At 56.1% G+C, this 13,899-nt stretch carries 14 protein-coding genes; 4 read left to right on the forward strand and 10 right to left on the reverse strand.

Annotation, left to right across the window (positions count from 1 at the left end):
- Positions 1-1,569, forward strand: a 1,569-nt coding sequence (locus B3759_RS07290; protein ID WP_291365102.1) for a recombinase family protein, incomplete at its 5' end; no start/stop codon positions are given.
- A gap of 26 nt (positions 1,570-1,595) precedes the next feature.
- On the opposite strand, the gene B3759_RS07295 is transcribed toward B3759_RS07290, so the two are convergent.
- The 3 genes from B3759_RS07295 to B3759_RS07305 all read right to left on the reverse strand — a co-directional run bounded on the left by B3759_RS07295 (position 1,596) and on the right by B3759_RS07305 (position 3,160).
- Entirely contained in the window at positions 1,596-1,982 is a 387-nt protein-coding gene (locus B3759_RS07295) for a type II toxin-antitoxin system VapC family toxin (RefSeq protein ID WP_099347870.1), read from the reverse strand.
- Complete coding sequence (locus B3759_RS07300; protein ID WP_099347869.1) at positions 1,979-2,212, reverse strand: type II toxin-antitoxin system Phd/YefM family antitoxin; 234 nt, start codon at positions 2,210-2,212, stop codon at positions 1,979-1,981. The genes B3759_RS07295 and B3759_RS07300 overlap by 4 nt, the downstream gene beginning before the upstream one ends.
- A 165-nt stretch (positions 2,213-2,377) precedes the next feature.
- Positions 2,378-3,160, reverse strand: a complete 783-nt coding sequence (locus tag B3759_RS07305; RefSeq protein ID WP_099347868.1) for a helix-turn-helix transcriptional regulator — start codon at positions 3,158-3,160, stop codon at positions 2,378-2,380.
- 101 nt (positions 3,161-3,261) lie between these two features.
- Between B3759_RS07305 and B3759_RS07310 the strand changes: the two genes are divergently transcribed.
- Positions 3,262-4,017 carry a class I SAM-dependent methyltransferase gene (locus tag B3759_RS07310; RefSeq protein WP_291365106.1) on the forward strand — a complete coding sequence of 252 codons (756 nt, stop codon included), beginning with the start codon at positions 3,262-3,264 and terminating at the stop codon, positions 4,015-4,017.
- Here the strand turns inward: B3759_RS07310 and B3759_RS07315 are convergent.
- The 4 genes from B3759_RS07315 to B3759_RS07330 all read right to left on the reverse strand — a co-directional run bounded on the left by B3759_RS07315 (position 3,989) and on the right by B3759_RS07330 (position 6,380).
- The gene (locus B3759_RS07315; protein WP_099347887.1) at positions 3,989-4,435 is read right to left on the reverse strand and encodes an alpha/beta fold hydrolase; all 447 of its coding nucleotides are present in this window, start codon (positions 4,433-4,435) and stop codon (positions 3,989-3,991) included. The two genes, B3759_RS07310 and B3759_RS07315, sit on opposite strands and share 29 nt — an antisense overlap.
- A gap of 255 nt (positions 4,436-4,690) precedes the next feature.
- Positions 4,691-5,143 (reverse strand): GNAT family N-acetyltransferase, encoded by a 453-nt coding sequence (locus B3759_RS07320; protein ID WP_099347866.1) that lies wholly within the window; start codon positions 5,141-5,143, stop codon positions 4,691-4,693.
- Positions 5,144-5,199: 56 nt separating this feature from the next.
- Positions 5,200-5,796, reverse strand: a complete 597-nt coding sequence (locus B3759_RS07325; RefSeq protein WP_099347865.1) for a TIGR00730 family Rossman fold protein — start codon at positions 5,794-5,796, stop codon at positions 5,200-5,202.
- Complete coding sequence (locus tag B3759_RS07330; protein ID WP_099347864.1) at positions 5,793-6,380, reverse strand: TetR/AcrR family transcriptional regulator; 588 nt, start codon at positions 6,378-6,380, stop codon at positions 5,793-5,795. Before B3759_RS07330 ends, B3759_RS07325 begins: the two co-directional genes overlap by 4 nt.
- Positions 6,381-6,490: 110 nt before the next feature.
- Here B3759_RS07330 and B3759_RS07335 point away from each other — a divergent pair, with 110 nt between their 5' ends.
- Positions 6,491-7,084, forward strand: coding sequence for a glutathione S-transferase family protein (locus B3759_RS07335; RefSeq protein WP_099347863.1), 594 nt, complete (start codon positions 6,491-6,493; stop codon positions 7,082-7,084).
- Between the two features lie 396 nt (positions 7,085-7,480).
- Here the strand turns inward: B3759_RS07335 and B3759_RS07340 are convergent, their stop codons facing one another.
- The 3 genes from B3759_RS07340 to B3759_RS07350 all read right to left on the reverse strand — a co-directional run bounded on the left by B3759_RS07340 (position 7,481) and on the right by B3759_RS07350 (position 12,351).
- On the reverse strand, positions 7,481-10,552 hold the full coding sequence (locus B3759_RS07340; RefSeq protein ID WP_099347862.1) for an efflux RND transporter permease subunit: 3,072 nt from the start codon (positions 10,550-10,552) through the stop codon (positions 7,481-7,483).
- Complete coding sequence (locus B3759_RS07345; protein ID WP_099347861.1) at positions 10,549-11,547, reverse strand: efflux RND transporter periplasmic adaptor subunit; 999 nt, start codon at positions 11,545-11,547, stop codon at positions 10,549-10,551. The genes B3759_RS07340 and B3759_RS07345 overlap by 4 nt, the downstream gene beginning before the upstream one ends.
- Positions 11,548-11,742: 195 nt before the next feature.
- Positions 11,743-12,351, reverse strand: a complete 609-nt coding sequence (locus B3759_RS07350; RefSeq protein WP_007396818.1) for a TetR/AcrR family transcriptional regulator — start codon at positions 12,349-12,351, stop codon at positions 11,743-11,745.
- Positions 12,352-12,646: 295 nt separating this feature from the next.
- On the opposite strand from B3759_RS07350, the gene B3759_RS07355 reads away from it, so the two are divergent.
- A partial coding sequence (locus tag B3759_RS07355) for an efflux transporter outer membrane subunit (protein ID WP_291365119.1) occupies positions 12,647-13,899 on the forward strand: 1,253 nt, incomplete at its 3' end.

Consider the following 13,899-nt stretch of genomic DNA (forward strand, 5'->3'; position numbering starts at 1 on the left):
CTGCTCCGCGACGCCCAGGCCGGGCAGTTCGACATCGTGCTCGCTGAAGCCCTCGATCGCGTGTCCCGCGACCAGGCCGACGTCGCTACCCTGTTCAAGCGTCTCCAGTTTGCGGGCGTCACCATTGTCACCTTGGCCGAGGGCGAGATCAGCGAGCTTCACGTCGGCCTGAAAGGAACGATGAACGCCCTGTTCCTCAAGGATTTGGCCCTGAAGACCCATCGCGGCCTGCGGGGCCGGGTCGAGGCGGGTAAATCCGGCGGCGGCCTGTGCTACGGCTATCGCGTCGTGCATCAGATGGACGCGCGGGGCGAACTGATCCGGGGCGAGCGCGAGTTCGATCCGGTCCAGGCCGAGATCGTGCGCCGCATCTTCCATGAGTTCGCCTCGGGCCGCAGCGCGCTTTCCATCGCCAGCCGCCTGAACGACGAAGGCATCCCCAGCCCCACGGGCGGCAAGTGGAACAATACCACCTTACGCGGCAACGCCCTGCGCGGCACCGGCATCCTCAACAACGAACTTTACATTGGCCGGCTCGTCTGGAACCGCCTGCGCTATCTGAAAGACCCGCAGACGGGCAAGCGTGTGTCCCGACTGAATCCACAATCGGAGTGGATCGTCACCGAGGTTCCGGATCTACGGATCATGGACGATGATCTCTGGCAGGCCGTCCGTGCCCGACAGGCGCTGATCGCGGAGAAGAGCGTGAACATCAGCGCGGGTATCCGCGCCTCCCTCAACAAGCTGAACGGGCAGCGCCGCCCGAGGTCGCTCCTGTCGGGGTTGGTGTTCTGTGGCGTGTGCGGCGGTCCCTGCTCGATCCGGGGAGGTGACCGCTTCGCCTGCTCCACCCATATGGACAACCGCTCCTGCGCCAACAAAACCACGATCCGTCGTCCGGAACTGGAAGACCGGGTGCTGTCGGGTCTCAAGGACCGGCTGATGACGCCCGAAGCGGCAGCGGAGGCCATGCGCGCCTATGTCGAGGAAACCAATCGCGCCAACCATGAGCGCCGCGCCAGCACGGCCGGCTGGCAGACGGAACTGACCAGGCTGCGTAAGGGCTTGAAACAGATGCTCCAGGTGATCGAGGATGGCGGCTATACGCGCGGCATGGTCGAGCGGATGCGCGAGATGGAAGCCCGCGAGGATGAAGTGGTCGCCCTGCTTGCCGCCCAGCCCCAGGACGTGCCCGATATCCATCCCAACATCGCCGCGATCTTCAAGCACAAGGTCGAACGACTGGCCGAGACGCTGAACCATCCCGAAGATCGGCAGGAAGCGTCCGAGGCCATCCGCGCACTGATCGAGCGGATCGTACTCCATCCCGGCAAGGGCCGGGGCGAGATGCACGCCACGCTCCATGGAGAACTGGGCACGCTGCTGGATTTCGCCGCATCACGCGACGCAGGGGCCAAAAACGCGAACACTCCCGGAGCCAAGGCTTCGGGAGTGTCGGTATCGGGTATTGCGGGGGCAGGATTGGTTCTCAATTTGCGACAATCGCAAGGTGAGAATAAAGCGGGTTTAGACAATTGTTTTGAAAAGATCTTTTCTGCTCTCGCTTGATCTTTTCATAACCATAGTCCCTTCGATCACCAAAGACGCTTGACGGCGAAGCTGTCAAACAAGGCCTCGTTGGAGATCAGCGTCATATCCTCGGCCTGCGCCTGGGCAATCAGAAAACGGTCAAACGGGTCTTTATGGGCAATGTTCATCTCGCCTGCGATGCGCGCGTGAGTAACGCTGATTGGCAGTTCAACGAACCCCTGCCCGGCAACAATAGCCTCAAAGTCCTGCGCCAGCAGCGCCGCCCCCGGCAGTTTGCCGATGCGGAACTTGGTTGCGACCTCCATGGCCGAAGCTGCGCTCACGGCAATGAGATTGGCTTCATCCGCGATGGCCTCCTGGGCGCGGCGACTCAAATGCTCATCGCCCGCCAGCCACCAGATCAGCGTATGCGTATCAAGCAGTAGCCTCAAGCGAGATTCCACCCGTCCAGTTCATCCTCGGGCAGCGCCTCATTGAAGGTCTTATCCAGGGAGATCCTGCCTTTGAGCGCCCCAAACACGCGACGACCCTGCGGTTCCACCGGCACAAGACGCACCACTGGTACGGAACCACGCGCGATCACCACATCACCACCCGCAAGCGCGTCGGCAATCAGGCGAGACAGGTTGGTCTTAGCATCGTGAACCGAGAACTGAGCCATGAGGCATCTCCTTAGCTAACAAATATAGCTAACCACCTCTCCTTTGGCAAGAGCGGCCTTCCATTCCAGCCGCGTGACTGCCCGAGTTTGCCCCATAGGGAACCGTACTCCTGGCAAAGGCGATTGGCGGAAAGCGAACATATAAATAGTCTGAACCCGATGATATTACCGTGGTCTCACTGTCACCAGTTGATACTGTGGCCACGTTGTAAAAGTGAGAGTGGTCTGATCAAAGTCAACGGGGCCATCAATGGGATGATGAAACTTACGGGGACCGCCCTCCCGCAGCAACACGCTCTGATTGTGCCATAGCCGCTCAAAATCGGGGCTTCGGGATCGAAGTTCCTGCACCAGTGCGTCCACCTGCTGTTTATCACCACGAATGCTGACAGCCCGGAATTCCGCCAGCACCCGTCGCGCACTGCTTTCCCAGTCATCCAGGAACGTGCGGGCATCCGGGGCAAGAAAGACATAGCGCAGCAGGTTGTGCTCTTCATCGCCCAACCAGCCGGCAAAAAGATGTCGGGCCGCGTCGTTGGCGGCACAGGCATTCCACAGGGGATCGAGCACATAGCAGGGCACTGTCATCTGCTCGGGGAAAATCCGGACCTCTTCGGGCAGGCCAGATGCCATGGAGGGCCGTGATGCGTCGGGATCTTTCATCTGCGCCAGTTCGAACAGATACAGGCGTTCAGCAGAGGAAAGATGCAAAGCCGTGGCAATGCGCGCCAGCGTCGCCGCCGAACAGGAGACATCCCTGCCCTGTTCGAGCCACGTGTACCAGGTCGTGCTGATGCCGCAGATCTGGGCGGCCTCTTCCCGCCGCAACCCTTTTGCCCGGCGGCGTCCTGGTAGCGGATGCAGACCGACATCGCCTGGTGAAAGGGTATCGCGCCGCGCGCGGAGGAAAGTCCCGAGGGCGCGATGCTGTTCGGAGGAAAGACTCATGATGGTGGTTTTTATACCAGTATAAAGAAAGACCTTATCCCTGTTTTTTGCATCTGGCAGCCTAGACTGCAACGAGTCATGGAACGGCGGAGACGGAAAAGATGACGGAACCTTATGCGGCAAAGCACTATGCCTTACGGGCGCAGGATTATGTGACCAGTACGGTCCACAGTCAGGGCAGCGATCTGGACAGGGTCGAAAGCCTGGTGGCCGGCAAGGAACTGCGACGTGTTCTGGATATCGGCTGCGGTGGAGGTCACGTCACATATCGGCTCGCTCCCCATGTCGGAGAGGTTGTCGCGTGTGATGTGACGGGTCCGATGCTGGATGCCGTCGCGCAGGAAGCAACACGACAGGGACTGTCCAACGTCACGACCGTGCAGGTGCCCGCAGAGAAGCTCCCTTTTGAGAACGGGAGCTTCGATGCTGTCTTCTGCCGCTTTACGACCCATCACTGGTCTGACGCGCTGGCGGGTCTGCGGGAGGCGCGACGTGTTCTGGCACCATCAGGGATGGCTTTGTTCATTGACGTGACAGCCCCTCCTTCCGCCCTGCTGGATAGCTGGTTGCAGTCGATGGAGTTGCTACGCGATATCTCGCATGTCCGGGATTATACGGCGGCCGAATGGGCGACCCTGCTGGGGCAGGCCGGGTTCATTCTTCAGACCGTCGGGACTCACCGCCTGCGTATGGATTTTGAAAGCTGGGTGGCGCGGACGAAAACACATCCTGAACGGGTCGTGGCCATCCGCTCCCTGCAACAGGTCGCGCCGGACGATGTCACGCGCCATTTCGGGATCGAGGCGGATGGTAGCTTCATGATCGACGTCAGCAGCATTCAGGTGACGCCGTTGTGAGCGTCGGCGCGATATCAATAAGTACAAGATTTTTGACCGTATTCGCATGATCAAGCGCCATACGATGTGCAACCCGCGCCCCACGATCATGGGCTATTACATTGAAACAGTCGTGACCCAGCTGGCGCATGACGTTCACCTGATCCATGGCCATTGCTCGCTTTGAGTAATTAATATGCCCGACACCCCCATCAGGTTTGTCGCTATCTCCGTAGCCACGAAGGTCTGTGGCAACCACAGTGAAGCGTTCCGCGAGTGCAGGTGCAACCTTGTGCCAGGTCAAGTGCGTCTGGGGATGACCGTGCAATAACAGCAGGGCGGGTCCGCGACCTCCAAAGGCCGCTCTGATCCGGATACCGTCGGTGTCAACTGTAGTCCACTCGAAGCCTGGTATGATATCGGCATGTGATCGCGGCATGTTCATACAACTTCTCCTGAAGATAACCAGAGATTGAAACTAAGATGCTCCGATTCTCATGCCCGGATAGCATTTATGTGCAATATTGTTTGATATAGGAAAATGAATATTTAGAAAAATCGTAATATAAAATTCCGTTCCAGTCCATTTCCAGTCGCATGCTATACGACACCAATATCATAATACAGAATAAAAATACTCGTGAGGATGCTGTCAGATTATAACAATTATTTTGTCGTATTTTACTCAAACAATTCATACAATATGCTTCAGCATATGCACAGAAATGCCTCCATTGAACGCTTCCTTTCGTTCAATTTTATAACCAAGAGATTTGTACAGGCGCAGGTTTTCTTCGAATTTTGAGTTCGTATAGAGTTTTACAACCCCTAGACCTGCCTCTAATGCCAACTGCTCCACATACGCAACCATTTTTCGTCCGTAACCACGTTTCTGAAAATTCGTTGCAACAGCCACATTTTCTATAAGAATGTGATCATAGCATTCGATCGTTTCGACCAGTGCCGCCAACTCATTCCCCACGAACAAGAGGTCTGTTCTGTGGTCACGAATATGAGCGGCGTGATCAGCCGTCATCGGCAGTGGTTCCCGACCAATCAGCGGAACCCATTTGGAATAGGACTGTCTGGTAAGAGCAGTGACAGATTCGGCATCATCGACCGTGGCAGTTCGGATCATCTCGTTCATGTCTTGTTTCTCACCACAAAACTTACGATTGCAATGCGAACATTCATGTCCAGAACTTACACCTCGATTTTTACTGTTCTGACAGTGGTTTTTTCACGCCACTTTTGCGCTGGCGGGCTATATTCTGAAAAATTCTGAAGCAATGTTTCGATATTGTCAGAAACGACGAGCATCTGACTGTAATCCTGCCTCATAAAGCCCTGCTCCACCATTTTGTTGACCATGGATAAAAGAGGATCGAAATAGCCATTCACATTCAGAAAACCGCAGGGCTTCTCATGAATCCCGAGTTGCGCCCAGGTCCATTGTTCGAAGATTTCTTCCAGAGTTCCCGCACCACCCGGTAATGCAACAAACGCATCTGCCAGTTCCGACATGCGGTCCTTACGGACATGCATGTCTGGGACCACATCCAGACGGGTCAGTCCCTGATGGGCAATTTCCCGATCGACAAGCGCCTGTGGCATCACACCGATGACCTCTCCGCCATATGTCAGGGCGGCGTCCGCGACTGCGCCCATCAGGCCGACGTGCCCCCCTCCATAAACGAGACCGATCCCCTGGCGAGCAAGCGTCTGACCAAGCTGCTCCGCTGCGTTCTGGTACACAGGATCATTTCCAGTTGCTGATCCGCAGAATACGGCGACTTTCAACGCTTTTTCCTTTTCTCTGTTTCAGTGGACCGGGATGGAGCCGAGGGAAAAATAGCGATTTCAAAGGCCCTTTCGACAGCCCGATGAAGTGGCGTCATGTCTCCAGATGTTGCAATCCAGAGCGTTGCTCCTTCGAGTTGAGCAAGGATATCCTCTGCAACAGCCGCCGGTTCAGAGACTTCCCCGGCATCCAGAATCCCGGCCATCGCATCGCGTAATCGCAAGAAAAATGCCCTTACCGCTTCCTGAGCGTCCGGTGTCTGCGCTGTCACGCCATAAGCGAGATGCAGCCCCACGCAGCGCCCCCGCGTCTCGAACGTCTCCGCAATCCGCCTGATCAGCGTCCGCCAGGCAGCACGCCAGTCCGTCTTAGAATCCGGGAGATCGGCCAGCGTGTCGTCGAGCGTCAGGACCAGAACCTCGCGCACCAGCGATTCTTTCGACGGAAAGCGCGTGTAGAGGCTTTGCGGACGCAGGCCCACGCGATCGGCCAGATCACGCATGGATGCGCCTTCGTAGCCGTAATCGCGAAACAGCTCTCGGGCTTCGACAACAATCCGGTGGATAGGAACGGGTTCTCGCATTTCGCCTTTGACTCACGAACAGTCGTTCGTACACAATAGACCGCAAGCTGCCGCCGGGCAAGACCCATGTGTTTCCTGTTCTTCTATCTCCAGCCAAAGGACACCTCCTGATGCTTCTCTATGATCTGGATGTCTCCGGAAACTGCTACAAAATCCGACTTTTCGCTGCCCTAACCAACACGAAGCTGGATCTCGTTCCGGTCAATCTTGCGGCAGGTCAGAACCGTGATCCAGATTTTCGGAAATTGAACCCGTTCGGGGAAATCCCGGTTCTGGTGGATGGTGACTTCATACTCCGGGACTCTCAGGCCATCCTGATCTATCTTGCCGGTCGACTGACGGACCGCAGCTGGTGGCCTGAAGACGCCATATCACAGGCCACCATCACACAATGGCTTTCAGTGGCGTCTAGCGAGATTCGCAACGGCCCCAACGCCGCCCGTCTGATCCGGAAATTCGGGTATCCCCTCGACATGGGCACGGCCATGCGCTGGACCGACGGCCTCCTCCCGGTGCTTAATACGCATGTCGAGACACAAGATTGGTTTGCGCTCTGCCGCCCTACAATTGCCGACTGCGCTCTCTTTCCCTACCTCGCACTGGCACCCGAAGGCGGTATCGACCTTACCCCCTACCCGGCTCTTACGCGCTGGCTCGATCGCGTCCGGCATTTACCGGGTTTCGTCTCCATGCCGGGTCTCTAGGGAGATTGTTGAGGCATGAAGGCAATCCCTGCCGTCTTGAAATCACATCACAGCAACATGTGCAGGAAGCAAAGATCTAAGCGGAAGACATCAACCATATTTGGCAGAGGTCACACAATCCGGAAGTTTCAAGGGTATATCCAGCTATGGGGGAGTTACCGATAATCGGGAAGGCACCGGGCTCTGTATAATGAAGCATTCAGAAGGCGTCACGGTGGCAGGCCGTGTCATCAGTTCACTATTTCAAAATAGGACTGCGGGAACAGTCCAGAGCACGAGCCATACATATGCTGATCATCCTTGGAATTACTGCGACCACTCAGGTTTGCTATAGCAAATAATCCTCCGGGTTAGTTTTCCCGCAAAAAAAACGACGAACATGAAACGCACGCTTTATTATTCTGTATTATGTTCGGCATGAATCGTCCCCAATGACTTCCTCGGCCAGAGAGTATATAATGCTGGCAGAAAAAGGAGTGTCAGCACGGTACCGGCGGCAGTTCCGCCAATCAGAGTAAATGCCAGTGCTCCCCAAAAAATCGACTCAGTCAGTGGAATGAATGCCAGGACTGCCGCCAGGGCCGTCAGGATGACAGGGCGTGCCCGTTGTACCGTGGCTTCGACAACTGCATCGGAAAACTCCATGCCGTCTGCCAGATTAGTGTGGATCTGACCAATCAGAATCAGCGTATTGCGCATCAGGATGCCTGAAAGACCGATGAGACCAAGGATCGCATTAAACCCGAAGGGCTGGTGAAACAGGAGAAGCGTGGGAACCATTCCGATGAGGCCGAGAGGTGCCGTCAGAAAGACCATCGTCATCGCCGATAGAGATCGGGTTTCGACAACGATAACCCCGAGCATGAGCAGAATCATGATCGGAAAAATCGGTGCCATTGCTGCGTTGGCCTTCGCGGACTCTTCGGTATTACCTCCCGTTTCAATACGATACCCTTCTGGAAGGGTCGTTCGCAAAGGCTGCAGCACCTTGTCCAGTCGCGCGGCGACCTCGGGCGGCTGAAGCTGATCATTGATATCCGCCTGCACGGTCATCGTCGGAATGCGATCTCGCCGCCACAGAACAGGCTCTTCGCTGCGATATTCCAGCATGCCGATCTGCCGCAGCGGGATACGACGGCCGTCACCGGCAATGATATCCTGATCGAGAAGCCGGGCCGGGTCTGCACGAGACTGGCCGTCGGAGCGCACGATCAGATCAACCGACCGAATATCCTTGGTAGCCTGGGCCGCGCTTATGCCCTGCAACATAAATCGGGTTTGACGCGAGACAGTGTCAGGTGAGAGACTCAACTGCGCCAGCCTGCTCTGATTCATCACGAAATGCAGGGATAGCTGTTTTTCTCCCCAGTCGGTATTCACCTGCCGCGTCTCGGGATCGGCCCGGACAATATCGCTGACCTGCTGAGCGATATGACTTACTGTTTGGGCGTCCGGCCCCATGACGCGGTACATGATCGGAAAATGCGTATAAGGACCAAAGACGAACTCGGTCGCACGCACCCTAGCCTCTGGCGCCAGGCCCTTCGCGACTTCCTGGCGCAAGCTATCGCGCAGCCTGTCTCTCTGCTTCGCGTTTGTGGTCATAATAACGATTTTTGCAAATGCCGGATCAGGCAGTTCCGGATTATACGCCAGAAAGAACCGGGGAGCGCCCCCACCGATATAGCTTGTGACGCTGAGAGTTTCAGGCTGCTTCTGTAGCCAGTCACTGACTTTCCTTGCTGCTTCGGCCGTGCTTTCGATGGGTGCTCCTTTCGGCATTATTACTTCTGCCAGCAGCTCCGGTCGATCCGAACTGGGAAAAAACTGCTGCCGCACAAATCCCATACCGACAAACGCCAGCACGAACAGGCAGACCACGCCTGCACAGACGGCCTTATTATGAGTTATTACGCTGCGGACCAGCCGCCTGAAACGCTCATACCGTGCGGATTGATACGGTGGCTGCGCATGTGCTGCCCGGAGATCAGGCAGAAATTTGACACCCAGATAAGGCGTAAAAATAACGGCGACAAACCATGACGTGATGAGAGCGAACGCGACGATCCAGAAGATGTTTCCTGCGTATTCACCTGCGGCTGATTGTGCAAAACCGATAGGTGTAAAACCAATGATCGTCACGAGTGTTCCCGCGAGCATCGGTGCCGCCGTGTGAGACCATGCGTAGGACGCGGCCGCAATACGGTTCATGCCCTCCTCAAGCTTCACGACCATCATTTCAATAGCAATGATCGCGTCATCGACAAGAAGTCCAAGTGAGATGATCAGGGCGCCAAGCGTGATCCGATCGAGCGCGCGCCCCGTTACAAGCATGAGGATCATGACGATTGCCAGCGTCAGAGGCACGGCAGCTGCCACAACGAGACCCACACGAAAGCCGAGGCTGATAAAGCTGACCAACATGACGACGCTCAACGCCACGAAGAATTTCAACATGAACTCGCCGACGGCCGCGTGAATATTTTGCGCCTGATTAACGATCCGCGTGAGCGTAATCCCGACCGGCAGGCTCCGGTTGATCCCATCTTCAGCATGAGACAGCGCAGCACCGAGCTTCAGGCCATTCCAGCCAGGCCGCATGACAACATTGAGAACCAGGCTGGACTGGTTGTTATGACGGGTCAGAAAATCCGGTGGTTCCTCATAACCTGTGTGGACCGCCGCGATATCACCCAGTCGAACAGTCCGGCCCCCCACACTGATCGTTGTGTTTCCGATAATGTCCGGTCGCGACAGTGGTTGCCGCGTACGAACATAAATCCGACTGGCACTGGTTTCGACAAAACCCCCATCTACAACATCATTCCGTTCCTGAAGCGTCTGGATAACGTCCGTTACGCTCAGGCCGAGTTCTGCCAGCTTCGAGTGTGAGAGATCGATATACAGCCGCTCCGGCTGCTCCCCGACAATCGCTACTTTTTGGACCCCTGGCACATGCAGAAGCTTCTCTCTCACGGTCTCCGCAGCACGGGTCACCAAGAAGAGCGGAACATCCCTGCCTTCAAGGGTATAAACCGTGAAGACCACGTCGGAATATTCGTCGTTGACGAAGGGGCCAATAGCACCTCGTGGAAGCACATGCGCGCTGTCCCCCAGTTTCTTCCTCGCCTGATAGAACTCCTCCGGCACGGCAGATGGAGGTGTATTGTCCTTGAGGGTGAGCATCATGACCGCCATGCCGGGGCGTGCCATTGTTTCCACCCGGTCATACCAGGTCAACTCCTGCAAGCGCTTTTCCAGCGGATCGGCAACCAGATCCTGTACCTCCTCTGCTGTAGCGCCTGGCCATAGAACAGTGGCTGTCAGCGTCTTGACGGTAAAACTTGGTTCCTCTGCACGGCCGAGTGCAAAGAAAGCATAGGCACCGGATAGGGCGAGCGCGACGATCAGGAACAGCGTGATCGCCTGTTCCCTAACCGCCCATGCCGAGAGATTGAACGCCTTCATTGCATCTGCGCCTGGTCAGGCGCGATCGTCACAACTTCCCCCGCATGGAGGTCATGGACACCAGCAGCGACCACCTGTAATTCGCCGGAAGCACGCAGGTCGCGCATTCTCTGATCGGGCATTATAACAGCCGCGCTGCCTTCAACACGCCGGAGAGGCACCGGGTGAAACGCGACCTTCTTGTTAGATGGTTCGATGATCCATACGCCCGGTGCGCTTCCCATATCGAAAACTGCAGAAAGAGGAACGACCATATCGTCGGACAGTGACGATGTCAGCGTAACAGTGAGCGTCTGTCCGATCCGTAAGTTCGTCGGAGAATTCGGGATGATGTACCGTGCGTTCACCGTTCTCGTTGCAGTATCTTCAATAGCGGCGATCTGGCGGAGCGACGCGGCGCGCGTGATGATCTGATCGCTCTTTGCATCTGAAACGATCGCTGAAGAGCCGATAGGAAGATTCATGTCTTCGGGGAGATCAACCGACGCCTCCAGAGGACCGGCTGATGCGAAGGTCAGGACCTGTTGGCCTGCCGATACAACATTACCGGCCTCGGCAAAAACGGAAAGCACCGTACCGTCATGGTCGGCCCTCAAAACCGTATAGTCGTCCCGGTCAGTCGCGATCCTGCGATTGGCGTCCGCCGCCATGAGTTGTGCGTGGAGACTTTCGGCACGACTGCGTATTCCATCGTAGAAAGACTTCGACACGGCGCCCGTCTGATCCAGACCCCGATAACGACGTTCGTCAGCCGCTGCATTCTCCCAGGCCGCACGCAACGATGCCGCATTAGCGCTCTGGCTGGTCACGTCATGCGCAAGATCGGTTCTGTCGAGGGTCATCAGTACATCACCGCGATGTACGACCTGACCCTCGTCGACCTTCCGGGAAACTATTTTCCCCGCAACACGAAAGGCAAGCGTGGGCTGCACGCGTGCTGCGACGACAGCGGGATATATCGGGGACGAAGAGGTCGTGCTGCCGGGAACAATCACAAGGACGGCACGCGGAGCCGTGCGCGGATCTGACGGCGTATGCCTATTGCAACCAACTACGGGCATGAGGAGCAATATGCCCAGCCACTTCCCGAAAAACCGTCTTCTTGGCGGCATTCAAATTGCTCCCTCGATACATCGTGGGAGCCATCTTCGCCGCGAGTGATGATATTGTCAATTCGTCACTTGTTAATTCTATACTGAAAGGCTCCTCAGCACCAGGCCGGCCAGGAGAGAGGCATCCTCAATAAGGGTATTATGATTGAACTCGAGAAGCACGGGATGTCTGACAGGCTGGAGTGCAAGGACCACTCCACGGCAGGCTTCTTCTAGTGGAGTCTTGCGCTCAAACTCTCCTGCGTCCCTGCCATCGGCAATCACCGATCTGACGTGTGACAGCAATTCCGCGTCGAAGTCGGCGGCCGTCGACCAGCCTTCTTCCAGAGCCGCGAGCACAATGTCGTGCATTTTCCGGTCATTGAACAGAAGGTCGATTCCGTCACGGGCAAGGGTCAGAAAGATGAGGCGAAGCCTCTCCGACGCTGGTTTGCCGGAGCCCATGGCATCCTTGACGTCCGCCATCACCCGCTCGTGACACTGGCGACAGATCTCTTCGCCGATAGCCCGTTTGGAATCAAAGAACTTGTAGATATATGCAGTCGAGAGACCGATCGCCTTGGCAAGGTCAGCGACAGTCGTTTTCTTGTATCCATAGTGGCGGAAATGCTCATTGGCGGCATCGAGAATCTGCTCCCGCCGCTCATGGTCTATCGGGCCTCTCTGACCTTTGCCTGCTGACTGCATCCGAACCTCACGTCGAAAAAGGGAACACTTAATTCATACGTTGAGCTACTCACGTTGACAATGAGTGACGATTTATGGAACACGTCATACGCCACACTCCATGCGGCTGCACCAATTCACAACAGAGGTTCCCAAGGTGATTCAGAACCCTACCCTGAAGGAAGGAACGCGTTGCCTTATTTGCCCAGAGGCGAGACGCCACCCCGCTGCAGCCATTATTCGACAGTCGGTATTCGCCGCAGTGATGTCATGCCTGACGGCGTGCGCTGTCGGTCCGAACTATCGGACACCACAAATGTCGCTTATCCCGTTCCACGATGTCAGCAAAACAGCGTTCTCGACATCTTCCTCTGAGAACGCTGCTTCCTGGTGGAAATCATTTCATGATCCGGAACTCGATAAAATTGAGTCCCGAGTGCTTACCCAGAATCTTGATCTGAAGGCAGCCTATGCGAGAGTGCTTCAGGGACGGGCAATCGCGCGCTCAGCAGCTGCACAGATGTTACCAACTCTCGATTTTTCCCCTCAGGTTTCGGCAACAAGACTCTCCGAAGAAGGACTCATCGGTCACATTGTCCGGGAAATTCCTCACTTCAATCGGGATTATCGCGAGTACAACGTCGGCGGGGTGGCAAGTTGGGAACTGGACATCGCTGGCGGCTTACGAAGAGCACACGAAGCCGCACGGGATGAGTTTCAGGCAGCTGAGGCAGAAGGTGATGGTACGAGACTGAGCCTCGCGGCCGAGGCTGCCGATACATACCTCCGCATCCGGGGCGATCAGGCCCGGCTACGCATAGCCAGGGATGTTTTCACCTCCAACCAGAAGATGATGGACCTTATCCGACAGCGTCGCAGTCGAAATGTTGCCGACGACCGGGAATTGTCCTCTGCTACAGTAGTCGTCGAGGCTGCCCGGCAGAACATGATCGATATAGAAAAAGATGAGGAAACGCAGTCAAACCGACTTGATGTCCTGATGGGAACCCAGCCCGGAACATACGCTGGAGAACTCAGGATTTATGCTGAATTACCCGCTGTTCCCGCACCATCCGCAAATGCGCAGCCTCTCGAAGTTCTCCGGCATCGGCCCGATGTTATCGCCTCGGAAAGAAGGCTGGCAGCAAGCAACGCCCGCATCGGCGAGGCTCTGGCAAATTATTATCCAAAAATATCTCTCCAGGGCGCGCTGGGTTTCGAAAGTATGAGTCCGCAACAGCTATTCACGGCGCCTGGATTCCAGCCGACTGCGACAGGAGCATTACGATGGCGCATTTTCGATTTCGGAAAAATATCCAGTGATGTCTCCCGTGCTCATGGTAGTTATGCAGAAGCGCTCGCCAGCTATCAGGCCACCATGTTACGCGCAGCAGAGGATGTAGAAGATGCATTCTTTCATCTTTCCCAGACACGGCAAGCGATCGCGTCACAAATGCACAATGTTGAAGCGTTGCACCATGCTGCGGCTCTCACATGGCAGTCCTATACAGCGGGCACTCTGGCTCTAAATGATGCCCTTCAAGCAAACATCACCTTATTGAACGCGCA

The sequence above is a fragment of the Acetobacter sp. UBA5411 genome, assembly GCF_002409645.1.
Lineage (GTDB): Bacteria > Pseudomonadota > Alphaproteobacteria > Acetobacterales > Acetobacteraceae > Acetobacter.